Source organism: uncultured Sphingomonas sp. (assembly GCF_964243315.1).
Taxonomy (GTDB): domain Bacteria; phylum Pseudomonadota; class Alphaproteobacteria; order Sphingomonadales; family Sphingomonadaceae; genus Sphingomonas.
Genome location: NZ_CAXTEM010000011.1, coordinates 39,220 through 62,960, shown reverse-complemented (window position 1 = coordinate 62,960; position 23,741 = coordinate 39,220). Strand labels below are relative to the sequence as shown.

Below are 23,741 nucleotides of genomic sequence, written 5' to 3'. Positions count from 1 at the left end.
GCGCAGATAGGGCCAGCACGCCCGTTCGTGCAAGTGCCGCGACGGTGCGAGGTTTCGGGCGCACGTACGCTGTGCCACTATTGCCGCGATAGAGGGGCAGTTTACATGAAGATGCAGGGAGCCGTCCGGTGGCGCCGCGCGGTCATGCTTGCGGTGGCGCTGGTCGCCAGCGCGACGCCGGCGTTGGCGCAGGACGATGCGGGCTTTCAGGCCTATATGGCGACGCTCCGCCAGCAGGCGATCGCGCAGGGTGTCACCGTGCGGACCGCGGATGCGGTGTTTCCGACGCTGACGCTCAACCAGCGCGTGATCGATCTCGATCGCGGCCAGCCTGGGGGCGGCGCTAACACCGGACAGGCGGTGTCGAGCCCGCCGTTCGCGCCCTATAAGGCGCAGCATGTCGACACCGCCCGGATCTCGCGCGGCCGGCAGGCTTATCAGGCGCAACGCGCGCGGCTGCAAAGCATCGAGCGCGAGACCGGGGTGCCCGAGGCGATCATGGTCGCGATCTGGGGGCATGAGACCAATTACGGTGCCTATACCGGCAATTTCGATCTGCTGCGGTCGCTCGCCAGCCTCGCCTACGAGGGGCGGCGGCGTGATCTGTTCGCGGGCGAATTCATCGCCGGGCTGAAGATGCTCGATCGCGGCGTCACCCGCGATCAGCTGAAGGGCAGTTGGGCGGGTGCCACGGGCAATCCGCAGTTCCTGCCGTCGATCTATCTCCGCCTCGCGCGCGACGGCGACGGCGACGGTCGTGCTGACATCTGGGGCAGCGAGGCCGATACGCTGGCGTCGATCGCGAACTATTTCACCAATGCCGGATGGCGTCCCGGTCAGCCCTGGGGCGTTGCGGTGACGGTGCCCGCAGGTCTCGACCGCAGCGGCCTGGCAAACCGGCTCGTCTCGCCGCGCTGCCCGCGGGTGTTCGCTCGGCACAGCCGCTGGCGGACGATCGCCGAATGGCGCGCGCTGGGGATCTCGCCGCAGGGGCGATGGCCGGCCGACGACGTGCAGGCGACCTTGCTCGAGCCCGACGGCCCCGGCGCAACCGCCTATCTGCTGACCGGCAACTACCGGGTCATCCTCGACTATAATTGCTCTAATTTTTACGCTTTGTCGGTAGGCTTGCTCGCCGATGCCGTCGAAAGCTGAAGCCCTTTGCGCAGCGTTGCTGCTGGTCGCGTGCACCGGCGGCAACGATCGCGCGGTCGCCGCGCCCGCGGGCGCCTTCGTCGCCTATGATGCGAGCGGCCTCGCCAGCTGGTATGGCGACGAACTTGCCGGCAGCCGCACCGCCTCGGGCGTTCGCTTCGATCCGGCGGGGGTCACCGCGGCGCATCGCTCGCTGCCGCTCGGCTCGTTCGTCGAGGTCACGTCGGTAGCGACCGGGCGGTCGATCATCGTCCTGATCAACGATCGCGGACCGGGTCGCAAGGACCGGCTGATCGACCTGTCGCGCGGCGCCGCCCAGCAACTCGGCTTCGGCGGCCGGTCGACCGCCAACGTGCGCATCCGCGCGGTGACGCCATCAGCCGAGATCGCGCGTGTCCTGCGGGCAGGGCGCTCCGCCGCGCCAACGAGCGAGGCACGGGTCGCGCGCGTTTCCGGTAACGATTCGCGCCCGCTCACTTCAAGGCCGCTAGCGGCGTCAGGCGAGCACCGGCCGTACTTCGTTCAGATCGCGACCTTTTCGAATAAGGAACGGGCCGAGGCGCTAGCGCAAGCGACCGGCGCCGTCGTCTCTGCTGCGGGTAATTTGTGGCGCGTGCGGATCGGCCCGCTGGTCGGCGCGAAAGCGGTGCAACGCGCGCGTGACGCGGTCGCGAACCGGGGCTATGGCGACGCTCGGATCCTACCCGCGGACTGATCGTCCGCCACAATCCTGGACGTTGATGATGAAGAAGCTGATCGTCGCCCCGCTTGCCGCCTCGCTGCTGGTCTACCCGTCGATGGCCGCAGCGCCCCAGTTTCAGACGACCGCGCCGATCGCCTATATCGAAGACCTGTCGTCGGGCGCGGTGCTGTTCCAGCGCGATGCCGAACGCCGCATGCCGCCTGCATCGATGGCGAAGATGATGACGGTTTATGTCGCCTTCGACATGATCAGGAAGGGCGAGCTGAAGCTCAACCAGATGATGACCGTCCGGCCGGAAACCTGGGCCAAGTGGCACGGTCCGGCTGCCGGATCGACGATGTTCCTGTCGGCGGGCGAGAGCGTCAGCGTCGCCAACCTGCTCTATGGGATCGTCACCCTGTCGGGCAACGATGCCTGCGTTGTGCTGGCCGAGGGCATCTCTGGATCGGAAGAGGCCTTCGCCGAGCGGATGAACCGCGTCGCCGGCGAGATCGGTTTGAAGAACAGCCATTTCGGCAATTCGAACGGTTGGCCCGACGCCGGCGTCACCTATGTCACCGCGCACGACCTCGCGGATCTCGCCGCCGCGACGATCACCAACCATCCCAAGCTCTACAAGCAATTTTATTCGCGGCGCGATTTCACCTGGGGCAAGACGATGGGCGGCAACGCCATCACCCAGGCCAATCGCGATCCGCTGCTCGGTCGTGTCGCCGGCGCCGATGGCCTCAAGACCGGCCACACCGACGAGGCGGGATATGGCTTCACCGGATCCGCGGAGCAGAATGGCCGGCGACTGGTGATGGTCGTCGCGGGGCTCTCGAGCTTCAACCAGCGCATCGAGGAATCGGTTCGCTTCATGGATTGGGGCTTCCGCGCGTGGCAGGCCAAGCCGATCGTCGCGAAGGGCAGGCTGGTCGAGACCGCCGCGGTACAGCTCGGCGATGCCGGCACCGTCGGCCTGGTCGCGCCCAAGGCGCTCACCGTGACGCTGCCCGCGGGCGCGACGCCGGTGCTGAAGGCGAAGGTCGTCTATGACGGCCCGATCAAGGCGCCGATCAAGGCCGGCCAGCATATCGCAGACCTGGTCGTCACCTCGGCCGACATGCCCGAACAGCGCATGCCGCTGGTCGCGGAGAAGGACGTCGGCACGGCGGGCTTCTTCGGTCGGGCCTGGGCCGGCCTGACCTCGTTCTTCGGTTGATCGCGCGCGTGACGCGATGACGTCACTGATCGGCAATACCGCCGCGCAGGCCGCATTTCGCGCGGCGATGCGGGGCGGATCGCTGCATCATGCGTGGCTGCTGGTCGGCCCCGAAGGCGTCGGCAAGGCGAGCTTCGCCCGCGCCGCGGCGCTGCGGATGCTCGTGGACGGCGCGTATCCCGGCACCGTGCCACCAGACGCGGAGGTGCCGCCGACGCATCCGACGCGCTCGCTGGTGGACGCCGGGTCGCACCCCGACTTCCGCACCTTGTCGCGACTCCCGAAGGACCCGGAGAAGCCCGACCAGGATCTCGCGCGCAGCATCACGATCGCGCAGATCCGCAGCCTTCAGCCGATGTTCGCGACCATGCCGTCGATGAGCGCGCGGCGCGTGGTGGTGATCGATGCGGCCGACGATCTCGAGCGCGGCGGCGCCAATGCGCTCCTCAAGAATTTGGAAGAGCCGCCCGCGGGCACGATCTTCCTGCTGGTGAGCCATGCACCGGGGCAGTTGCTGCCGACGATCCGGTCGCGCTGCCGGCTGTTGCGCTTCGAAGCCCTCGCCGAGGATCAGGTCGCGAGCGTGCTGCGCGGCCAATTGCCCGATGCGGACGCCGACGACATCGCCGCACTGGCGAACAACGCCGACGGCGCTCCCGGCCGCGCGCTCCGCCACGCCGGCCTCGACGTCATGGGTATGCAGCGCTCGCTGTCCGCGATCGCCAGTGGCGGCGACCCCGACAATCGCGAGCGGGTGAAGCTTGCCAGGGCTTTGGCAGGCAAGGCTGCGACGCCGCGGTACGCTGCGTTCCTGGAGTTGGCACCGTCGTTCATCGCGCGTGCGGCACGGACGCGAACCGGGCAGGCACTGAAGGTGGCGCTCGACGCCCATGCTGCGGCGCGTGACCTCGCGGGCGCGGCACTCGGCCTGTCGCTCGATCCCCAGGCGACGGTATTCGAGATGGCGGGGCTAGTGGCGCGGCTCCGTTAGGCTTCACCTCGCCGGATCGATCGACTACGAGCCGGACATGGCTGAACCTTACTACATCACGACCGCGATTCACTATCCCAACGGGCGCCCGCACATCGGCCACGCCTATGAGATGATCGCGGCCGACGCGATCGCGCGGTTCCAGCGTCAGGCCGGCCGCGATGTGCTGTTTCAGACCGGCACCGACGAGCACGGGCTTAAGATGGCCCAGGCGGCGCGCGAACGCGGCGTGCCGGTCCGCGACTTCGCCGATGAAATGTCTTCGCATTTTAGCGTGATGGCGGATCGTCTTGGCATCTCCTACGACCGCTTCATCCGCACCGTCGACGACGATCACTATGCCGCCAGCAAGGCAATCTGGCAGGCGATGGCCGAGGCGGGCGACTTGTACCTCGACCGCTACGAAGGCTGGTACTCGGTGCGTGACGAGGCGTTTTACGACGAGGCGGAGCTGATCGGGGAAGGGGACGATCGCCGTTCGCCGCAGGGCACGCCGGTGGAATGGACCGCGGAAGAGACGTGGTTCTTCCGCCTGTCCAAATACCAGCAGCCGCTGCTGGATCATTATGCGGCCAATCCCGACTTCATCCGCCCGGAAAGCCGCCGCAACGAAGTGCTGCGCTTCGTTGAAGGCGGGCTGTCCGACCTGTCGGTGTCGCGGACCAGCTTCGATTGGGGGGTGCCGGTGCCGGGCAGCCCCGGACATGTCATGTATGTCTGGGTCGACGCGCTGACCAACTACATTACCGGAACGGGCTATCCCGATGCGACCGCCAAGGGCGCGAGATACTGGCCGGCCGATCTCCATCTGATCGGCAAGGATATCGTGCGATTTCATGCTGTTTACTGGCCGGCGTTCCTGATGTCCGCGAAGATCGCGCTGCCGAAGAGCGTGTTCGGTCACGGCTTCCTGCTCAGCCGCGGCGAGAAAATGTCGAAATCGGTCGGCAACGTCGTCGATCCGATGGCGCTCGCCGACGCCTTCGGGGTCGATGCGCTACGCTATTTCTTCCTGCGCGAGGTCAGCTTCGGGCAGGACGGATCCTATTCCGCGGAGGCGATCGTCACCCGCGTCAACGCCGAGCTCGCCAACAGCTTCGGCAATCTCGCACAGCGCACCTTGTCGTTCGTCGCCAAGAACCTCGAGGGCGGTTTTCCCGAAGCAGGCGATGCGACCGACGCCGACGGGCTGTTGATCGAGGAGGTCGTCATTGCCTGTGCGGGATTGAAGGCTGCGTTCGCCGATCTGATGCTGTCGCAGGGGATCGAGGCGTGGATGCGCGGCGTGTTCGCGTGCAACCAGTATATCGATGCGCAGGCGCCCTGGGCGCTCCGCAAGACCGACCCTGCGCGAATGCACGCGGTGCTGCGTACGCTGGTCCGCGCGATCAGGATGCTCGCGATCGCGATCCTCCCGGTGGTGCCGGACGCAGCCGGGAAGGTGCTCGACCAGATCGGTGCCGAGGAACGCGATCATGCCGCGATCGACGACGATGGCTGGTATGATCGTATTGCCGCATCGGGGTTCAGGATCGCGCCGCCAAGTCCGGTGTTCCCGCGGCTGGAGATGCCGGCGGAGGAGTCGTGATGCTCGCCGACAGCCATTGCCACCTCAACTATAAGGGCGTGTTCGAACAGCAGGGCGAGATCCTCGCGCGCGCGCGCGCCAGCGGGGTCACCGCGATGCTCAACATCTCCACCCGCGAGAGCGAATGGGATGCGGTGGTCGCTACGGCAGAGCGCGAGCCCGACGTCTGGGCGGCGATCGGCGTTCACCCCCACGACGCGGATGCACATCCAGACGTCGATGCGGCGACGCTGATCGATCGCGCCGCGCATCCCCGCGTGGTCGCGATCGGCGAGAGCGGGCTCGATTACCATTACGACCGATCGGACCGTGCCCGTCAGCAGGCGAATTTCCGCACGCATCTCGCCGCGTGCCGGGAGACCGGGTTGCCGATCATCGTCCATACCCGCGATGCCGAAGAGGATACGCTCGCGATCCTTGAGGACGAGCTGGGGAAGGGGGTTTATGGCGGCGTGATCCACTGCTTCACCGCAAGCGGCTCCTTCGCGGATCAGGCACTTGCGATGGGTTTCTACATCTCGATCTCCGGCATCGTGACGTTCAAGAACGCCCGCGACATTCAGGAGACGGCGGCGCGGATACCGCCCGACCGGTTGCTCGTCGAAACGGATGCGCCCTTTCTCGCGCCCGTCCCGCACCGCGGCAAGCCCGGCGAGCCCGCGTTCGTCGCCGACACCGCCCGGTTTCTCGCCGGCCTCCGCGGCGTCGACCCGGCGGAACTGGCGCAGACCACCGCTGACAACTTCTTCACCTTGTTCGCCAAGGCAAAGGGGTGAGGGTACGCATCCTCGGATCGGGCACCTCGTCAGGCGTGCCGCGGATCGGCAACGACTGGGGTGCATGCGACCCCGCCGAGCCGCGCAACCGTCGCACGCGATCGTCGATCCTCGTCGAACACGGCGACACCCGCATCCTCGTCGACACCAGCCCAGACATGCGCGAACAACTCCTCGCCGCCGACGTCGCTGCGCTGGACGCGGTGATCTGGACGCATGACCATGCCGATCATTGTCACGGTATCGACGATCTTCGGCAGGTGTTCCACACCATCGGCCGCCCGGTTCCAGGCTACGCCCGCGCGGCAACGTTGGGCGTCCTGGAGGAGCGGTTCACCTATGCGTTCAGCGGCCGCAGCGGCTATCCGCCGACCGTAGAGGCGTCGGTCCTGCCGGATCGGATCACCATCGGCGGCATCGCGATCAGCGTCGTCGATCAGCCGCACGGATCGATCCTGTCGGCGGGGCTGCGCTTCGAAGCGGATGGCGTAGCGATCGGTTATGCCACCGATTTCAACATCATGACCGACGATATGGCGGCGATGTATCAGCAGCTCGACGTCTGGATCGTCGATGCCCTTCGTGTGGCGCCGCATCCGACGCACCCGGATCTCGCCACCGCGCTCGGCTGGGTCGAGACATTCGCACCGAAGCAGGCGGCATTGGTGCATATGGATCACAGCATGGATTATGCAACGCTGTGCCGCGACCTCCCGGCGGGCGTCGAACCCGCCTATGACGGCTTGGTCCTGCCACGATGAGCGGTGATCGCGTCGCGGATATCGTGATGTACGCGCTGTTCCTGATCCTGCCGGTTTCCGCTCTGCTCGCGCGGCGCGTGCCGCTGAAGCGGACGATGGCGATGGCACTGGCATGGGTCGCGGTCTTCGCGGTCGGCTTGTTGATCGTCAGCCAGCAGCATCGCTTGTCAGGCATCACGAGCATCTTCAGCGATCAGCAGGTCCAGGGCAGCGAAACCCGGATCACGATGGCGGAGGACGGGCATTTCTGGGCCGACGTCACGATCAACGGGATCGGACGGCGGATGCTGATCGATAGCGGTGCAACGACCACGGCGTTATCGGCTGCGACGGCGGCGGCCGCCAAGCTCGATACCGACGAAAGCCCGTTTCCCGCGGTGCTCAACACCGCGAATGGCATGGTCAGCGCACGAACCGCCACCGTCGCAGAGTTGACCGTCGGCAACGTCACCGCGCGCGATTTCGGCGTCGTCGTATCGCCCGCGTTCGGCGATACCGACGTGCTGGGCATGAACTTCCTGTCGCGGCTGGCATCGTGGCGGGTCGAGGGAAAGACGCTGGTCCTCGTCCCGGCTACAGCGTAGATTCTACATAATGTAGATTATCGGCTTTAGCTATGGGCGTTCCGACACGTTGACTGGCGGCTCAAACCCCGGCGGTGAACCGGCCGCCCATCCATGTGACGCCCTCAGCTCAGCAAGAAACTCGCGCCTTGCATGCCGCGCGCGATCCTGACCTCGTCGCCCGCAGCCTGGAGGTGTAGTCCGCCTGAGCCGACCAGCCGGTACGCCTGACGATCACGGCCCTGCCCGATCGCCACGAAGCTGCTCCGCGCCGCAAATCCCGGCGTGCCGTCGTCGCGCGCCAGGACCACCCGGCCCGCGCCGTCGTGACAGAGCCGCTGGCCGCGGCGCTCGATCGGCTCGAACGCGATAGTGCCGCCCTTCCCCGGCACCTGACGGATTTGCGTCGACGCGAGCGGCCCCGAGCCGATCACGAACCGGTCGCCCTGGAGCCGCAGGAAGGCACCCGAGCGCCCCGCCGGCGCCATGCGGTATGGCAGCGGCCCATTGCCGACCGGAATTCCGAAATCGGGCGTACCGTCGGCCCGGTAGTAGATTCGCTGGATCCGCGTGTCGCGATTGGGGTCGAACAGCGGGTCGCCCTTGATCGCCTTATAGTCGCGTCCGTGATAGACCAGCACGTCGCGGCCCTGCTCGTCGACGGTGAAGCTGTTGTGGCCGGGGCCGTAGACGCTCGTGGCGTCCGAGCTGACGAACACGGGCTTGGGCGACTTGGTCCAGTTCGACGGCTGCATGATGTCGGCATCGTCGGCACAGGTCAGCAGGCCGAGGCAATATCGGTCGTCGGTCGCGCTCGCCGAATAGGTCATGAACAACCGGCCATTTCGCGGCAGCACCGTTGCGCCTTCGGCGACCTTGAACCCGCGGATTTCCCAATCGAGCGTCGGCACCGTCAGCCGCGCCGGTGCAGCCGCGAGCGTGATCGGGGTCTTCAGCGGCGCGAGATAGAGGTTGCTGTTGGTGTCGATCCCCGGCTCCTTCTGCGCCCATAGCAGGTAGCGAACGCCGCGGTGGACGAACGAGGTCGAATCGAGCGTGAAGCTGTCCCAGGGCGTGGTCAGCTGCCCGAGCAGCCTCCAGCGGCCGGTCATCGGATCGGGGCCGTCACAGACCAGCGCATAGGTGCGGATGCGGAACACGTCCTCGCCCCCGCCGCTGGGGCCGGCCGCGAAATACATGATCCAGCGGCCGTCGATACGGTGAAGCTCGGGCGCCCAGATGAAGCCCGAGAGCGGCCCGCTCGCGAGATGCCGCCACAGCACCGTCTCGCGCGCGGTGGCGAGCCCGGCGAGCGTCCGCGACCGGCGCAGCACCAGGCGGTCATATTCGGGCACCGACGCGGTCATGTAGTAATTGCCGTCGGTGTGGCGGAAGATCTGCGTGTCCGCGCGCCGCCGGACCACCGGGTTTAGCGGCTGGCCGGGCGTGACGCCCCTTCCCCGCCGTTGCGCGGTCGCGGCCGTGGCGGCGGCGACACCGGTCGCGGCGATGAAGGTGCGGCGCGTCAGCGATGTGGGATCGTTCATCTTCTCTCCAGTCGGGTACGCGCTACGTCGTTCATGGCTGCGCGACCGGCCAGCCATCCTTGGTCCAGCCGAGCAACTGGATCCGCAGCGTCGGCCGGCCCTTATTGCGCGCATCATAGGCGTGGTAGACGATATAGTCGCGCGGCCCGTCGTGCAGCACCGCGACATGCCCGGGCCCGCGCCAGCGGTTGGTGGGATCCAGTTTCGCGTGAAGGACCACCTGGGCATAGCCGTCCATCATCGGCTTGCCGTCGTAATCGACATAGGGTCCGGTGACCGCCTTGGATCGGCCGACCACGGTGTAATAGCTGCTGTTCGCGCCCCGGCAGCAGAAGTCGTTGGAGGCGAACAGATAGTAGAAATCGCCGTGCCGGATCAGGAACGGCGCCTCGATCGCGCCGGGATTGCGGCGCTGGGCGATCGCGAGAACCTTCTCGTCACCCACGGGCCGCTTGCCCGTCGCCGGATCGATCGCGATCAGCTTCAATCCCGTCCAGAAGCTGCCGAACGCCAGCCAGTTCTTGCCGTCCGCGTCGATGAAGGCATTGGGGTCGATCGCGTTGTAATCGCCCCCGCGCGGCGACACGATCACCCGACCCTGATCGGTCCAGCCATAGCCCGGCGCCGCCGGATCGAGCGTCGGCGTCGTCGCCAGGCCGATCGCCGAATGATTGCTGCCGAAGGTCGAGACCGAGTAATACAGCCGGTACTGGCCGTTCGCATAGGAGATGTCGGGCGCCCACAGCCCGGTCGTTCCCTTGATCTCCTGCTTGGCCCAGGCCGGCATCGCCGTGAACACCGCGCCGATCTTGGTCCAGGTGACGAGGTCCTTGGAAGTGCGGATGTGGATCAACCCGGGTGGCTGGTCCTCCCTGCTGGTGGTAACGAACAGATAATAGGTGTCATCCTGTTTGATGATTGCGGGATCGTGGACCGGCGACAGGTCGCCCATCAGCCGGTCAGCCGATCCAGGAGCATTCGTGGGCACCTGCCCCAATGCGACGGCGGGCATCACCATCAGCGCAACGCCGAGGATCTTTGCACTCAAATGACGCATACCCATGGCAACCTTCCCCCCCTAGAGCCTCACGCGAAGCCCGGCACCGAACGTCCGGTCGAAAACCCGCGTGTCGCGAGGGGCCAAGCCACTGGCGCCAAAATAATCGTGGTAGGTCTCGTTCAGCAGATTGGTCGCATCGACCGTGAGCGTGATCTTATCGTTGATCGCGTAGCTGGCCGAGAAGTCGAGGAAGCTTAGAGGCCGGGCGAGAATAGCGCCACCGGGAACCGCACCCGAGAAGCTGTCGGTATAGCTGCTGCGCCAATTATACGCGAGCCGCGCCGAGAACCCGTACTTCTCGTAGATCCCGACCAAATTGTACGAATATTTCGACAACGGCGTGATCGCCTGCCTCACGCCTGCATCGTTCTTAAGATAGCCGCTGGAATAGGTGAAGCTTGCCTGCCCACCGAACCCGCTGAGCGGGCCGGGTAAGAAATCGAGGAACTGGGTACCTGCGATCTCCACACCCTTCAGCTTGCCCGTGGCGGAGTTGCGCGGACGGGTCAGCAGGATGTTGCCGGGGAAGCCGGGCACCGCCTCGAAGTCCGTTGTGGTCTGAATGTAGTTGTCCAGCTTCTTGTAGAAGCCCGCGACGGTGACGGAACCGGTGTTCGAGAAATACCACTCGGCGGTCGCGTCGAAATTGTCCGACTTCACCGCGCGCAGGTTGGCGTTTCCGCCGTTCCCCGTGCCGATGGAGGATGAGCCCCCGGTGACGCCGGTCAGGGTCACCGCAACGGCAGGGTTCAGGTCGGTGAATTGTGGCCGGAAGATCTGCTTACCGGCGACCAGCCGAAGGACGATATTGTCGATCGGCCGAAACTTGAGTGTCGCACTCGGAAGCAGGTTCAGTTCATTGCGCCGCCCCTCGATCGGTGACGTTGCGGGCGTCCCTGCGGGCGGATTGATGTTCACCTGAACCGCGTTGAGGTTGGTCACGGTGTTGACGAGGCGGACGCCGGCGGTTCCCTCGAAGACATCGTCCTGCGTGCCGAAACCCACTTGGCCGTAGGCGGCGTAGACCGTCTCCACCAACGAGAATGTCCGGTTGGGATCGAAGGCTGGTTCTCCTGCAGGCCGCCCCGCGAGCGCGCGCAGCCGATCCGCATTCTCGTTGATCCATGCGGTGCTCGCCAGCGCGAAGTTATCGACACCCAATCGGCCACCGATGATCTCGTCCGGTGCGTTGCCGATGGAGCCCGCAAACCCGGAAGTCGGTACTCCGCCCAGACCGAGCGCGCCGCTTTGGGCGCTACCGGAGTCGCCGGTCCGGCGGGCATAGCGAGCACCGACCTTGAAATTCTTCAGGAACGCAGGATTTTCGAACGTGTAGAGCAGGTCTCCCTTTGCGGCCCATTGCTCGCTGTTGCTCGCGTCGCGATTGTCGAACAGCGTCAGGAGACCGAGCGTCGATCCGTCAGTCAGGTCGAAGCCGTTCGGATTGATCGAGGGCGTGCCACCAGCGTTGAAGTCATAGTCGATCCTCGGCACGACATAGGACGTGTCGACGATCAGCGCTCGGCTTCGCACGGTGCTCTTGTTGTAGGTCACTTCGGCAGAAAGCAGCGCCGACCCCGCCGTATAGCGTGTCCCGAAATTCGCCTGATAGCCGTCGGTCTTCTGCTTGAAGGCCTGCTTGCTGGTGATCGTGAAATTGTCGCGCGTCGTGATCGTCCCAGCGACGGGGAACTCGGCGCCGTTCAAGGAGGCGGTGCCGTTCTGCCGCGCGTTGATCGTCACGCCACCCGCCTTCGGCAGGCCGACGAAGAAGTTCACCTCGTAATCCTGCCGATAGCCCGTGTAGAGGCCGTCAGCATAGAATTCGAGATTCGGGGTCGGCTTGAACTGAAGCGACATGTTCACCGCCGGCCGCTGGCGGTTGCCATCGGTGACGAGCCCGCCAACGGTGTCGGGAACCAACGTACGATCAGTCGGGCTGAGCGGGCTGAAGCCGAAGTTGAATGCGGTCTGATCCTGATATTTGCGGTCGTTGTAGGAAGCGCCGATCAGCACCCCGAACTCGGCGCCGCCCGCTCCCAACGATTGCTGACCAACCCGCTGGTCACGTAGCTCCACTTGTCGCGCTTATCGCTGTAGAACGTCCGCGCTCCGCCGGCGATCTCGAAGCCATCGAAGTCCAAGGGTCGACGCAGACGGATGTCGATCGTCCCTGAAACGCTGCCCTCGATCTGATCGGGCGTTGTCGTCTTGTAGACATCGACTCCAGCGACAAGCTCCGCCGGGATATCTTGCAGCGCCACACCACGTCCGACGCCGGTGAACGCCTCTCGGCCGTTGATAAGGGACTGAACGTTGGGCAGACCTCGCACGAGCACGGAACTGACCTCGCCCTGGTTCCGATAGACCTGAATGCCCGTTACCCGCTGCAGAGCGTCGGACACGGTGTTATCGGGCAGCTTGCCGATATCTTCCGCTACGATCGAATCGACGACCTGAGTCGCGTTACGTTTGATTGTCTGCGCACCCTGAAGGCTGGCGCGGACGCCGGTGACGATGATGTCGTCTGCGATCGGCTCCTGTTCGGTACCCACCGCTGCGACCGTACCTGCCGGTGACACGCTCTGATCGGGCGCGGCGGTAGCGTCGGTGCTCGTCTGCGCCGAGGCAGCAGCTCCGAACCCCATCGCCAATGCGATTGCCGAAACGGTACACAGGACATGACTCGCCAGCGTCTTCATACGTCTTCTCCCCTAATAGTACGTCCGCTCGTGTCGGCGGCGTTATGTCCTACTAATAACAGAAGGTCGTACGCTGGCAATCGAAAAATAGAGGGTGTTTTGTAGCCAAATATCGAGTCGTCGAGCCCTGAAAGGCGCCCGACGACCCAAGCAATCAATGGTTATCGCGTGGCAACCCCATTGTCTGCGCAATGCGCTGATACGTCTCCGCCCCCTCGAGGATCGCGCCCGTCGACAGTTGGCCTACAGTCTGGCGCTGGATCGCCTGCCATGGGGTCTGCGACGCCGGATAGGCGTAGCCGCCAGCCTCGGTCAGCGCACGGCGGCGCTCGGCGAGTTCCGCGTCCGAGATCAGCACGTCCGCGGTGCCCTTGCCGAGATCGATCCGCACACGGTCGCCGGTGCGGATCAGCGCGAGGCCGCCCATCGCGGCGGCTTCGGGGCTGGCGTTGAGGATCGAGGGCGATCCCGACGTACCCGATTGCCGGCCGTCGCCGATGCACGGCAACGCCTGCACGCCTTCGCGGATCAGATAGGCGGGCGGGCGCATGTTCACCACTTCGGCCGCGCCGGGATAGCCGATCGGCCCCGCGCCGCGCATGAACAGCAAGGTGCGATCGGTGATGCCGAGCGAGGGATCGTCGATGCGGTGGTGATAATCCTCGGGCCCGTCGAACACGACGGCAGGCCCCTCGAACGCCTCGGGATCGTCCGGGTTGGACAGATAGCGCGCGCGGAAATCGGGGCTGATCACGCTCGTCTTCATGATCGCGCTGTCGAACAGATTGCCGCGCAGCACGATGAAGCCCGCATCCGCGATCAACGGCGTCGCGAACGGGCGAATCACGCGCTCGTCCTCAATTGTAGCGTCGCGGCAATTGTCACCGATCGACTTGCCGTTGGCGGTGATCGCATCCTCGTGAATCAGGCCCTGCTTCATCAGCTCGGCGACCACCGCGGGCACGCCGCCGGCGTGGTAGTAATCCTCGCCGAGATACTCGCCCGCGGGTTGCAGGTTGACCATCAGCGGCACGTGATGGCCGTATTTCTGCCAGTCGTCGATCGGCAGGTCGACGCCGATATGGCGTGCGATCGCGGCGAGATGGATCGGCGCGTTGGTCGATCCGCCGATCGCCGAGTTGACCACGATCGCGTTCAGGAACGCCTCACGCGTCAGGATGTCGGACGGCTTCAGGTCTTCGGCGACCATGTCGACGATGCGCTTGCCGGTATGGTACGCGACCTCCTGCCGGTCGCGGTACGGCGCCGGGATCGCCGCCGATCCGGGCAACTGCATGCCGAGCGCCTCGGCGAGCGAGTTCATCGTCGTTGCAGTGCCCATCGTGTTGCAATAGCCGGTCGACGGTGCCGACGACGACACCAGCTTGATGAAGCCTTCGTCGTCGATCGCGCCGGTCGCGAGCAGCTCGCGCGCCTTCCACACGATCGTGCCCGATCCGGTGCGCTCGCCCTTGTGCCAGCCGTTCAGCATTGGCCCGACCGACAGTGCGATCGCAGGGATGTTGACCGTCGCCGCGGCCATCAGACACGCCGGCGTCGTCTTGTCGCAGCCGATCGTCAGCACCACGCCGTCGAGCGGATAGCCGTAGAGCACCTCGACCAGCGCCAGATAGGCGAGGTTGCGGTCGAGCCCCGCGGTCGGGCGTTTGCCGGTCTCCTGGATCGGATGGACCGGGAATTCGAGCGCGATGCCCCCCGCCTCGCGGATGCCCTCGCGCAGCCGCTCCGCCAGCACCAGATGGTGGCGGTTGCAGGGGCTGAGATCACTGCCGGTCTGCGCGATGCCGATGATCGGCTTGCCCGAACGCAGCTCCTCCAGGCTCAGCCCGAAATTCAGATACCGCTCCAGATAAAGCGCGGTCATGTCGATGTTCGCAGGGTTGTCGAACCAGGCGCGCGAGCGCAGCTTCGGTGTGTCGATCGGTGTGTCGGTCATGGGGGGAGGGTGTCCGTCAGCGAGCGGTTGAGAGGCGGTAGATCATTACATGGTGATAGGGCTTGCCCGGATCGACCCGTGCCGACACGAAGTTCGGCTTATTGGGCGCATCCGGGAATTTCTGCGGCTCGAGCGCGATGCCGTCGCCCATCCGGTAGAGATGCCCGCCCTTGCCGACGAACGTCCCGTCGAGGAAGTTGCCGGTGTAGAACTGCACCCCCGGTTCGGTCGACAGCACTTCGAGCACGCGGCCCGATGCAGGATCCTCCAGGCGCGCCGCCAATTGCGGGGTCGCGGTCAGGCCTTTGTCGAGCGCGAAATTATGGTCGTAGCCCTGGCCGTAGCGGATCTGCTGGTCGCGGCCGTCGCGAATGCCTTGGGCGACGATCCGCGGCGTGCGAAAATCGAACACCGTGCCTTCTACGGGTTGCAACTGCCCGGTCGGCACCAGCCGTGCATCAACCGGCGTGATCGCGCGCGCCGGGATCGTTAGCAAATGCCCGGTCGCGCCCATCGGTGACCCCTCGCCGCCCAGATCAAAGATCGCGTGGTTCGTCATGTTGACGATCGTCGGCTTGTCGGTCTTCGCGTCGAATGCGATGCCGAGATCGCCCTTGTCGTCGAGCGAATAGGTCACCGTGACATCGAGGTTGCCCGGGTAGCCGGCGTCGCCATCGGGGCTGCGGTGGCTCAGCACCACGCTCGCCTGCGGGCCGCTCTTGATCGATACGATCTTCCAGACCGTCTTGTCGAACGCCTTGCCGCCGCCGTGCAGCGAATTGGTCTTGTCGTTTAGCGGCAGCTGATACGTCTTGTCGTCGAGCATGAACTTGCCACCGCCGATGCGGTTGGCATAGCGGCCGACCGTCACCCCGAAATAGTTGGGATGATCGACATAGGAGGCGAGATCGTCGTAGCCGAGGACGACGTCGGCGATCTTGCCGGCGCGATCGGGGCCGCGCAGCGACTGCAAAGTCGCGCCGTAAGCCAGGATCCGCGCCGTCACCCCGCGCGCGTTGCTGAGCGTGATCGCCTCCACCGAGGTGCCGTCCTTCAGCGTCCCCGCGACGCTCCGCGCAGCGTCGGCGGCGTGCGCAGTGGCCGGTGCCAGCAGCAGAACCGCGGCTATTGCCGTCAACGAACCGTAATTTCTTCTCGCGCGCATTGGGTCCGCTCCTGTAGAGTTCTTTCGCATCGGCGCCGTTGACGCGCCCTTGCGGTATTTATAGTCTGACAAGATCAATCAGGGCAAGCCGGGCGGCCACGCTTTTCGCTCCGACACGGGCTCCCAGAAGGAAGAGGGTTAAGCATGGCCACGCCGATCCAGATGCCGACAGATGCGGCTGATCCGCCGGGCGTCACCGGGACCAACTATCGATCCGCGCTGACGTTGCTCGCAAGCCTGTTTTTCATGTGGGGCTTCATCACTGTCATCAACAACACGCTGTTGCCGCATCTGAAAAGCGTGTTCGAGCTGAACTATACGCAGACGACGCTGATCGAAAGCGTGTGGTTCATCGCCTATTTCTTCGCATCGATCCCGTCGGCCAAGCTGATCGAACGAATCGGCTACCAGAAATCGCTGGTGATCGGGCTGCTGATCATGGCCGTCGGCGCGCTCGGCATGGTCCTCGCGGCGACGCTCCCCTCCTATGGGGTGACGCTCGTCATGCTGTTCGTTATCGCCAGCGGCATCACCCTGCTGCAAGTCGCGGCCAACCCCTATGTCGCGGTGGTCGGCCCGGCGGCGACCGCGTCGTCGCGGCTCAATCTCGTCCAGGCGCTCAACTCCGCGGGTACGATGCTGGCGCCGCTGTTCGGTGCGTACCTGATCCTCGGCCGGTCGAAGGGTGGCACTTCCGAAGTCGGCACGGTGCTGACCGAAGCCGAACGCCTCGCCGACGCGCAGTCGGTGGTCCTCCCCTATGTGCTCGTCGCGATCGTGCTGGTCGTGCTCGCGATCGTGATCGCGCGCTTTCCGCTCCCCGCGATGGGTCAGGCGACCAGCCGGATGGCGAAGGAGGAGCGCCGCCACCACAGCCTGTGGAAGCATCGCAACCTCGTCTTCGGCATCCCCGCCATCTTCATCTACCTGATTGCCGAGATCGGCGTCGCTAATCTCTTCGTCAATTTCGTCAGCCAGCCCAACATTGCCAACCTGACCAACGAGCAGGCCGGCCGCTACCTGACCTTTCTGTGGGGCGGGATGATGATCGGCCGCTTCGCCGGCTCCGCGATCATGCAGAAGATACCTGCGGAAAAGGTGCTGGCCGCCTTTTCGATCGGCGCCTTCATCGTCATGATCGTCACCGTCCTCTCCGATGGGCCGCTCGCGATGTGGTCGCTGATCCTGGTCGGGCTGTTCCACTCGATCATGTTCCCGACGATCTTCACGCTCGGCATCAAGGGCCTCGGCCCGCTGACCGAGGAAGGCTCGGGCTTGCTGATCATGGCGATCGCCGGCGGTGCGCTGGTCGTGGTGCAGGGCTGGATTGCGGACGCCTATGGCCTGCAGACCTCGTTCCTGCTGACCGCGGTGTGCGAACTCTACATCCTGTTCTACGCGCTGTGGGGTGCCAAGGTGACCGACCCGCTGCCGCCGCCGCAGGTAGTCGATCTAGCCGAGTGACTTACCGCGGGGGCCTTCGGGCCCCCGCTCCTCGCCGCGGTTCTACGCCACCATCGCCGCGCGGGTGTCGTCCAGCGCCATGTCGACCAGCACCCGCATCGCCTCGCTCGCGCCGGGCGAATCGCCCGCGACGATCGCGTCGAACACGCGGCGGTGATCGGGAATCGGGTTGCGCGGCAAGGCGCGCTGGCGCTGCTTGAACTGCGTGGTCCAGCTCACCGCTGCGCCGATGCTCGCGCTCAGCACCACCAGCGCATCGTTGCGGGTCGCGCGCAGGATCGCATCGTGGAAGTCGCGATCGGCGGCGCGTCCGGGCTCGCTCGCCAGCGTGTAGCGGGTCATCGCCGCGAGCGCGTCCTTCATCGTCTTGAGGTCCGCGCGATCGCGACGCTCCGCCGCCAGCGCCGCGGCGGCGGGCTCGACGATGGCGCGCAGCTCGAACAGGCCGCGCACGAACTGGATGTCGGGCTCGCCCGCAAACGCCCAGGCAAGCACGTCGGGATCGAGCAGATTCCATCGATTGCGCGGCAACACCCGCGTGCCCGCCTTGGGTCGGCTTTCGACCAGCCCCTTCGCGGTCAGCACCTGTACCGCCTCGCGATAGGCGCTGCGCGAGACGTCAAGCGCTTCCGAAAACGCGACCTCGCCTGACAGCACGTCGCCCGGCATGTATTCGCCCGACAGGATGGCGACGCCGAGTTTGTGCGCGATCGCACCATGTAGCCGCCGCCCGGTGCCGCGCGGGACGCGGACGCCCGCGACCTTTTCCGGCTCGGCCTCGGCGATCGGATCGGATATGATGTCGGCCAACTGGATCTCCCCGGCGATTTGGTATCAGGCGATCGGCGATCGTGGAACGACAAAGATTGCCAAGCGCATTCCCGGGCCATATGTCCGAGTAACAAATGGAGCAGCAGCGATGAGCGACAACCAAAGCGAAGTGATCGAGCGCGCCGCCTCGACCGATCGATCCTCCAGCCACGGCCCGGCCGACGTCGACGCCGCCTGCGCTGCCGCGGAAGCAGCATTCGATATCTATCGCGAGACCGATCGCGAGGCGCGTGCCGCCTTTCTCGAGCGGATCGGTGATGAGATCGTCGCGATCGGCGACGTTCTGATCGAGACCGCGATGCGCGAAAGCGGCCTGCCGCGCGCCCGGCTCGAAGGCGAGCGCGGTCGCACCGTGGGCCAACTCAAGCTGTTCGCCGGTGTCGTCCGCCGCGGCGCCTGGATGGGCATCCGGATCGATCCCGCCCTGCCCGACCGCGCGCCGCTGCCGCGTCCCGATCTCCGGCTGCGGATGATCCCGCTCGGCCCGGTCGCAGTGTTCGGCGCGTCCAACTTCCCGCTCGCCTTCTCGACCGCCGGCGGCGACACCGCCTCGGCACTCGCGGCGGGTGCGCCCGTCGTGGTGAAGGGCCATCCCGCGCACCCCGAGACCGGCGCGCTGGTCGCCGACGCGATCCGCCGCGCGGTCACCGCCTGCGGCCTGCCCGACGGCGTGTTCGGGCATCTCGTCGGCCCCGGCATCGAGCTCGGCACCGCGCTGGTCCAGGACCCGCGCATCGCTGCGGTCGGCTTCACCGGATCGCGCGGCGGCGGTTTGGCCTTGGTCAAGCTCGCCCAGTCACGCCCGGTGCCGATCCCGGTCTATGCCGAGATGTCGAGCATCAACCCGGTCGTCCTGATGCCCCACGCGTTGAAGGCGCGCGCCGCCGCGCTCGGCGCGGCGTTCGTCGGATCGCTGACGATGGGCGCGGGCCAGTTCTGCACCAATCCCGGGCTCGTCCTCGCGATCGAAGGCGACGGTCTCGACACCTTCGTTCAGGCAGCCGGCGAGGCGCTGGCCAACGCCGCCGCCTCACCGATGCTCACCAGCGGCATCCACGCCGCCTATGAGCAAGCCACGGCGGCGCTTGCATCGCACGACGCGGTCGAGACGATCGCCCGCGGCCAGGTCGGCGAAGGCGTCACCCACGGCCAGGCGGCGTTCTTCTCGACTACCGCCACCCAGTTCCTCTCGGACGAAGCACTCGGTCACGAAGTGTTCGGCGCCTCCTCGCTCCTCGTCCGTTGCCGCGACGAGGATGAAATGGTGGCGGTGCTCGCCGCTGCCGAGGGACAGCTGACCGCGACGCTGCACATGGACGACGACGACACCGCGCTCGCCACCCGGTTGGTCCCGGTGCTGGAGCGCAAGGCCGGGCGGATCCTGGCCAATGGCTGGCCCACCGGGGTCGAGGTCGCACACGCGATGGTGCATGGCGGCCCCTTCCCCGCCACGTCGGACGCACGGACCACCTCGGTCGGCAGCCTTGCGATCGATCGCTTCCTGCGCCCAGTGTCCTACCAGAACCTCGGCACCGCCTTGCTGCCCACCGTGCTGCACGACGACAGCGGCCTGCCGAGCCTGATCGACGGGGTCGCGACCAACTAACGCTGACGTAATGACCGACGACCGTCGCAGGACGGCGTTATCGGGGAGAGAGATGGATGACCCTGCGCCTATTGCAGCATCGCAGCGCCGGCGGCACGCGATCGGTGATCGCAGCTAATGACGGCGACGCCCGGATCGTTCCGGGCGTCGCCAGCGTCCGCGTCCTTGCCGAGCGCGCGATCGCTGCAGGCTCCGATCTCGCGACCGCGGTCGCCGCGTGCGGCAGCGGCGAGCAGGTCGATCTCGTGGCGGAGATGGTGGCGGGTCACTTGATCGCGCCGATCGATCATGACGACCCGGCCCATCTCGTCATGACGGGCACCGGGCTCACCCATCTCGGCTCCGCCGAGGGCCGCGACAAGATGCACCGCGATGCGGCTGCCGCGGCGACCCAGACCGATTCGATGCGGATGTTCCTCGAAGGCGTCGAGGGCGGCAAGCCTGCGGCCGGTCAGACGGGGCAGCAGCCCGAATGGTTCTACAAGGGCGACGGCTCTTGCCTCGTCGGCCCCGGCGATCCGCTGACGATGCCCGACTTCGCGCAGGACGGCGGCGAGGAGCCCGAGCTTGCCGGCATCTACCTGATCGGCCCCGACGGCACGCCGTTCCGCCTCGGCCTGTGCCTGGCGAACGAATTCAGCGATCACGTGACCGAGCGCCACAATTACCTCTGGCTCGCGCATTCCAAGCTGCGCCCGGCGGCACTCGGCCCCGAACTGCTGGTCGGCACTCCGCCCGAGCATATCGCCGGCGCCAGCCGGATCCACCGCGACGGCGCGCTGCTCTGGGAAAAGCCGTTCCTCAGCGGCGAGGCGAACATGTCGCACAGCCTCGCCAACCTGGAGGCGCATCACTTCAAATACGACCTGTTCAGGCGCCCTGGCGACATCCACGTCCATTTCTTCGGCACCGCGACGCTGTCGTTCAGCGACGGCATCAGAACGCAACCAGGCGACGTGTTCGAGATCGAGGCAGCGCCCTTCACCCTGCCGCTGCGCAACCCGCTCGCCCGCGCCGCCGTCGCGCCCGTCTCGGTGCGCACGCTGTGACCGCCGCCCCCAGCCGCATCGCCATCGTCGGCGTCGGCAAGATCGCGGTCGACCAGCACCTGCCAGCGATCGCCGCAAACCCGGACTTCACGCTCGCCGCGACGGTAAGCCCCAACCATCCGGGCTTCGCCGAAACACCGCATTTCAAGACGCTCGACGCGCTGTTCGCCAGCGACGTGGCGGTCGACGCGGTCGCGCTTTGCACCCCGCCGCAGGTCCGCTACGACCTCGCCGCCCAATCGCTCGCGCGCGGCACCCATGTGTTCCTCGAAAAGCCGCCCGGTGCGACGCTGTCCGAAGTCGCCGCGCTGGTCGCCGAAGCCGAGGCGAGCGGCGCGACGCTGTTCGCCAGCTGGCACTCGCGCTATGCCGCGGGGGTCGAACCCGCGCGCGTGTGGCTCGCCGATCGCAAGATCCGCAGCGCCGCGATCGTCTGGCGCGAGGACGTCCGCGTCTGGCATCCCGGACAGGCGTGGATCTGGGAAGCGGGCGGGCTCGGCGTGTTCGATCCCGGCATCAACGCGCTGTCGATCGTCACGCGCATCCTGCCGCGCCCGTTCTTCTTGCAAACAGCGACGCTGTTCACGCCCGCGAACCGCGCCGCACCGATCGCCGCCGATCTCGGTTTCCGCGACACCGATGGCGTTACGATCACGATGGACCTCGATTGGCGCCAGACCGGCCCGCAAAGCTGGGACATCACGGTCGAAACCGACGCCGGCACGCTCGCTCTCGCAAAGGGCGGCGCGGTGCTGACCCTTCCTGATGGCGAGCAGCACGCGCAGGATGAGGAATATCCTGGTCTCTACGCGCGCTTCGCCACGCTGGTCCGCGAGCGTCGCAGCGATGTCGATGTACGTCCCCTGCAACTAGTCGCCGACGCATTCCTGCGCGGCCACCGTCAATCCGTGGAGACCTTCGATGAATAAGTCCCCGTTCCGCTCCATCCGGCGCCTGGTCGCCGCGCTCGCGCTGACCAGCGCCGCGATCGCGCCCGCGCAGACCGGGGTGCAGCAGACCGCGGCACCGGCGGAGCTGACGATCCAGGCCGACAAGCCCGGCCCGGTCTATGATCGCCGTATCTTCACGCAGTTCGCCGAGCATCTCGGCACCGGCATCTATGGCGGCCTGTGGGTTGGCAACAATTCCAAGATCCCCAACACCCGCGGCGTTCGCAACGATGTCGTCGGCGCGCTGAAGGCGCTGGGGGTGCCGGTGGTCCGCTGGCCCGGCGGCTGCTTCGCCGACGAATATCACTGGCGGGAAGGCATTGGCGCGCGCGCTAAGCGCCCGGTGAAGATCAACACGCATTGGGGCGGCGTCACCGAACCCAACACCGTCGGCACCCATGAATTCATGGACATGGCCGAACAAATCGGCGCCGAAGTCTATATCTCGGGCAACGTAGGCAACGGCACGCCGCAGGAAATGGCGGAGTGGGTGGAATACATCACTGCGCCCGCCGGTAGCCTCGCCGACCAACGCGCACGCAATGGCCGCAAGGCACCGTGGGCGCTGCCCTATTTCGGCATCGGCAACGAGCTGTGGGGCTGCGGCGGCAACATGCGCGCCGAATATGCCGCTGACGTCACCCGCCGCTACGCGACCTTCATCAAGGCGCCCGCGAATACGCGGATACTGAAGATCGCCAGCGGCGCGAACAACGACGACCTGAAATGGACCGAGACGATGATGCGCGAGGCATCGGGTCAGGTCGATGCGCTGTCGCTCCACTTCTACACCGTGCCCGGCGGCTGGCCGCCGCGCGCCTCGGCGACCGAATTCGACGAAGCCGGCTGGGCGCAGGTCCTCGCCGAGACGCTGCGCATGGACGATCTCATCACCCGCCACAGCGCGGTGATGGACAAGGTCGATCCGCAGAAGAAGATATTCCTCGCGGTCGACGAATGGGGCACCTGGTACGCCGGCGATCCCGGCACCAACCCCGGCTTCCTGCGCCAGCAGAACACGCTGCGCGACGCGATGGTCGCGGCGGTCAACCTCAACATTTTCGCCAAGCACGCGGACCGGGTGAAAATGACCGCGATCGCGCAGATGGTGAACGTGCTCCAGGCGATGATCTTCACCGACGGGCCGAAGATGGTCCTGACGCCAACCTATCACGTCTTCGAGATGTACAAGCCGTACCAGGACGGCACCGTGCTGCCGATCCAGCTCAAGTCGCCGTGGTACAACAAGGACGGCTGGGTGATGCCCGCGGTCAGCGCGTCGGCGGTGCGCGGCAAGGATGGCGCGATCCATGTCGGCCTAGCCAACCTCGACCCGAAGCGTGCCACGACGGTGTCGACCAACGTCGCCGGGCTGGCGGCGGGTGCGACGGTGTCGGGACGCGTCCTGACCGCACCGGCCGTCAATTCGCTGAACTCGTTCGCCACACCCAACGCCGTGGCCCCGGCGCGGTTCGACGGCGCTCAGCTGACGGGCACCACGCTCACGGTGACGCTGCCGCCGAAGTCGGTGGTGATGCTCGCGGTCAAGTGAAGCTGGCGGGGGAGAGCGGCACACGCTCTCCCCCATCTTGGCGAGGAATTTCTTCACTGCGCTCGAAACGAATGGGGTTGTAGAAGATCGCCCCTCCCCCGTTCGTTTCGAGCGAAG

20 protein-coding genes are annotated in these 23,741 nt (G+C 66.2%); 13 read left to right on the top strand and 7 right to left on the bottom strand.

The features are described from left to right. Positions 1–144 precede the first annotated feature (144 nt). Genes ACFE77_RS05805 through ACFE77_RS05770 form a run of 8 tightly spaced genes read left to right on the top strand, consistent with a single transcriptional unit; the run spans position 145 to position 7,762 of the window. A complete protein-coding gene (locus ACFE77_RS05805) occupies positions 145–1,155 on the top strand; it encodes a lytic transglycosylase domain-containing protein (RefSeq protein ID WP_375420692.1) in 1,011 nt (336 codons plus the stop codon). Next, positions 1,139–1,870 carry a septal ring lytic transglycosylase RlpA family protein gene (locus ACFE77_RS05800; RefSeq protein WP_375420681.1) on the top strand — a complete coding sequence of 244 codons (732 nt, stop codon included), beginning with the start codon at positions 1,139–1,141 and terminating at the stop codon, positions 1,868–1,870. Before ACFE77_RS05805 ends, ACFE77_RS05800 begins: the two co-directional genes overlap by 17 nt. Positions 1,871–1,898: 28 nt before the next feature. Further along, complete coding sequence (locus ACFE77_RS05795) at positions 1,899–3,062, top strand: D-alanyl-D-alanine carboxypeptidase family protein (protein ID WP_375420680.1); 1,164 nt, start codon at positions 1,899–1,901, stop codon at positions 3,060–3,062. Positions 3,063–3,078: 16 nt separating this feature from the next. Further along, a complete protein-coding gene (locus ACFE77_RS05790) occupies positions 3,079–4,053 on the top strand; it encodes a DNA polymerase III subunit delta' (protein ID WP_375420679.1) in 975 nt (324 codons plus the stop codon). A gap of 37 nt (positions 4,054–4,090) precedes the next feature. Then, the gene (metG, locus tag ACFE77_RS05785; protein WP_375420678.1) at positions 4,091–5,641 is read left to right on the top strand and encodes a methionine--tRNA ligase; all 1,551 of its coding nucleotides are present in this window, start codon (positions 4,091–4,093) and stop codon (positions 5,639–5,641) included. Then, positions 5,641–6,417, top strand: coding sequence for a TatD family hydrolase (locus tag ACFE77_RS05780; RefSeq protein WP_375420677.1), 777 nt, complete (start codon positions 5,641–5,643; stop codon positions 6,415–6,417). The genes metG and ACFE77_RS05780 overlap by 1 nt, the downstream gene beginning before the upstream one ends. Beyond that, a complete protein-coding gene (locus tag ACFE77_RS05775; RefSeq protein ID WP_375420676.1) occupies positions 6,414–7,178 on the top strand; it encodes an MBL fold metallo-hydrolase in 765 nt (254 codons plus the stop codon). Before ACFE77_RS05780 ends, ACFE77_RS05775 begins: the two co-directional genes overlap by 4 nt. Further along, positions 7,175–7,762 carry a TIGR02281 family clan AA aspartic protease gene (locus ACFE77_RS05770; protein WP_375420675.1) on the top strand — a complete coding sequence of 196 codons (588 nt, stop codon included), beginning with the start codon at positions 7,175–7,177 and terminating at the stop codon, positions 7,760–7,762. Before ACFE77_RS05775 ends, ACFE77_RS05770 begins: the two co-directional genes overlap by 4 nt. A gap of 104 nt (positions 7,763–7,866) precedes the next feature. On the opposite strand, the gene ACFE77_RS05765 is transcribed toward ACFE77_RS05770, so the two are convergent. From ACFE77_RS05765 to ACFE77_RS05740, 6 genes are all read right to left on the bottom strand, one after another. Further along, entirely contained in the window at positions 7,867–9,288 is a 1,422-nt protein-coding gene (locus ACFE77_RS05765) for a family 43 glycosylhydrolase (RefSeq protein WP_375420674.1), read from the bottom strand. Between the two features lie 31 nt (positions 9,289–9,319). After that, positions 9,320–10,351: an arabinan endo-1,5-alpha-L-arabinosidase gene (locus ACFE77_RS05760; protein WP_375420673.1), complete on the bottom strand. Its 1,032-nt coding sequence runs from the start codon at positions 10,349–10,351 to the stop codon at positions 9,320–9,322. A gap of 15 nt (positions 10,352–10,366) precedes the next feature. Beyond that, entirely contained in the window at positions 10,367–12,427 is a 2,061-nt protein-coding gene (locus ACFE77_RS05755; protein ID WP_375420672.1) for a TonB-dependent receptor, read from the bottom strand. Then, on the bottom strand, positions 12,358–13,050 hold the full coding sequence (locus ACFE77_RS05750; RefSeq protein WP_375420671.1) for a TonB-dependent receptor plug domain-containing protein: 693 nt from the start codon (positions 13,048–13,050) through the stop codon (positions 12,358–12,360). The genes ACFE77_RS05755 and ACFE77_RS05750 overlap by 70 nt, the downstream gene beginning before the upstream one ends. Before the next feature lie 154 nt (positions 13,051–13,204). Then, positions 13,205–15,007, bottom strand: coding sequence for an IlvD/Edd family dehydratase (locus ACFE77_RS05745; protein WP_375420670.1), 1,803 nt, complete (start codon positions 15,005–15,007; stop codon positions 13,205–13,207). Between the two features lie 16 nt (positions 15,008–15,023). Further along, positions 15,024–16,172, bottom strand: a complete 1,149-nt coding sequence (locus ACFE77_RS05740; RefSeq protein WP_375420669.1) for an aldose epimerase family protein — start codon at positions 16,170–16,172, stop codon at positions 15,024–15,026. 162 nt (positions 16,173–16,334) lie between these two features. Here ACFE77_RS05740 and ACFE77_RS05735 point away from each other — a divergent pair, with 162 nt between their 5' ends. After that, positions 16,335–17,636, top strand: coding sequence for a sugar MFS transporter (locus tag ACFE77_RS05735; RefSeq protein WP_375420691.1), 1,302 nt, complete (start codon positions 16,335–16,337; stop codon positions 17,634–17,636). Between the two features lie 42 nt (positions 17,637–17,678). Here ACFE77_RS05735 and ACFE77_RS05730 read toward each other — a convergent pair whose 3' ends face one another. Further along, a complete protein-coding gene (locus ACFE77_RS05730; RefSeq protein ID WP_375420690.1) occupies positions 17,679–18,437 on the bottom strand; it encodes a FadR/GntR family transcriptional regulator in 759 nt (252 codons plus the stop codon). A gap of 118 nt (positions 18,438–18,555) precedes the next feature. On the opposite strand from ACFE77_RS05730, the gene ACFE77_RS05725 reads away from it, so the two are divergent. From ACFE77_RS05725 to ACFE77_RS05710, 4 genes are read left to right on the top strand one after another with little or no spacing between them, the layout of a single operon-like run. After that, on the top strand, positions 18,556–20,073 hold the full coding sequence (locus tag ACFE77_RS05725) for an aldehyde dehydrogenase (NADP(+)) (RefSeq protein ID WP_375420668.1): 1,518 nt from the start codon (positions 18,556–18,558) through the stop codon (positions 20,071–20,073). A 56-nt stretch (positions 20,074–20,129) separates the two neighbouring features. Beyond that, positions 20,130–21,122 (top strand): AraD1 family protein, encoded by a 993-nt coding sequence (araD1, locus tag ACFE77_RS05720; protein WP_375420667.1) that lies wholly within the window; start codon positions 20,130–20,132, stop codon positions 21,120–21,122. Next, a complete protein-coding gene (locus tag ACFE77_RS05715; protein ID WP_375420666.1) occupies positions 21,119–22,051 on the top strand; it encodes a Gfo/Idh/MocA family protein in 933 nt (310 codons plus the stop codon). The genes araD1 and ACFE77_RS05715 overlap by 4 nt, the downstream gene beginning before the upstream one ends. Then, positions 22,044–23,624: an alpha-N-arabinofuranosidase gene (locus tag ACFE77_RS05710; protein ID WP_375420665.1), complete on the top strand. Its 1,581-nt coding sequence runs from the start codon at positions 22,044–22,046 to the stop codon at positions 23,622–23,624. Before ACFE77_RS05715 ends, ACFE77_RS05710 begins: the two co-directional genes overlap by 8 nt. Positions 23,625–23,741 lie beyond the last annotated feature (117 nt).

Excerpts from the sequence above, each read along its gene's own strand:
- ACFE77_RS05770 (WP_375420675.1), top strand. The coding sequence starts at position 7,175 with ATGAGCGGTGATCGCGTCGCGGATATCGTGATGTACGCGCTGTTCCTG.
- araD1 (WP_375420667.1), top strand. The coding sequence starts at position 20,130 with ATGACCCTGCGCCTATTGCAGCATCGCAGCGCCGGCGGCACGCGATCG.
- ACFE77_RS05760 (WP_375420673.1), bottom strand. The coding sequence starts at position 10,351 with ATGGGTATGCGTCATTTGAGTGCAAAGATCCTCGGCGTTGCGCTGATG.
- ACFE77_RS05725 (WP_375420668.1), top strand. The coding sequence starts at position 18,556 with ATGAGCGACAACCAAAGCGAAGTGATCGAGCGCGCCGCCTCGACCGAT.
- ACFE77_RS05745 (WP_375420670.1), bottom strand. The coding sequence starts at position 15,007 with ATGACCGACACACCGATCGACACACCGAAGCTGCGCTCGCGCGCCTGG.
- ACFE77_RS05800 (WP_375420681.1), top strand. The coding sequence starts at position 1,139 with ATGCCGTCGAAAGCTGAAGCCCTTTGCGCAGCGTTGCTGCTGGTCGCG.
- ACFE77_RS05765 (WP_375420674.1), bottom strand. The coding sequence starts at position 9,288 with ATGAACGATCCCACATCGCTGACGCGCCGCACCTTCATCGCCGCGACC.
- ACFE77_RS05740 (WP_375420669.1), bottom strand. The coding sequence starts at position 16,172 with ATGCGCGCGAGAAGAAATTACGGTTCGTTGACGGCAATAGCCGCGGTT.
- ACFE77_RS05790 (WP_375420679.1), top strand. The coding sequence starts at position 3,079 with ATGACGTCACTGATCGGCAATACCGCCGCGCAGGCCGCATTTCGCGCG.
- ACFE77_RS05805 (WP_375420692.1), top strand. The coding sequence starts at position 145 with ATGCTTGCGGTGGCGCTGGTCGCCAGCGCGACGCCGGCGTTGGCGCAG.
- metG (WP_375420678.1), top strand. The coding sequence starts at position 4,091 with ATGGCTGAACCTTACTACATCACGACCGCGATTCACTATCCCAACGGG.
- ACFE77_RS05750 (WP_375420671.1), bottom strand. The coding sequence starts at position 13,050 with ATGAAGACGCTGGCGAGTCATGTCCTGTGTACCGTTTCGGCAATCGCA.
- ACFE77_RS05735 (WP_375420691.1), top strand. The coding sequence starts at position 16,335 with ATGCCGACAGATGCGGCTGATCCGCCGGGCGTCACCGGGACCAACTAT.
- ACFE77_RS05710 (WP_375420665.1), top strand. The coding sequence starts at position 22,044 with ATGAATAAGTCCCCGTTCCGCTCCATCCGGCGCCTGGTCGCCGCGCTC.
- ACFE77_RS05780 (WP_375420677.1), top strand. The coding sequence starts at position 5,641 with ATGCTCGCCGACAGCCATTGCCACCTCAACTATAAGGGCGTGTTCGAA.
- ACFE77_RS05795 (WP_375420680.1), top strand. The coding sequence starts at position 1,899 with ATGAAGAAGCTGATCGTCGCCCCGCTTGCCGCCTCGCTGCTGGTCTAC.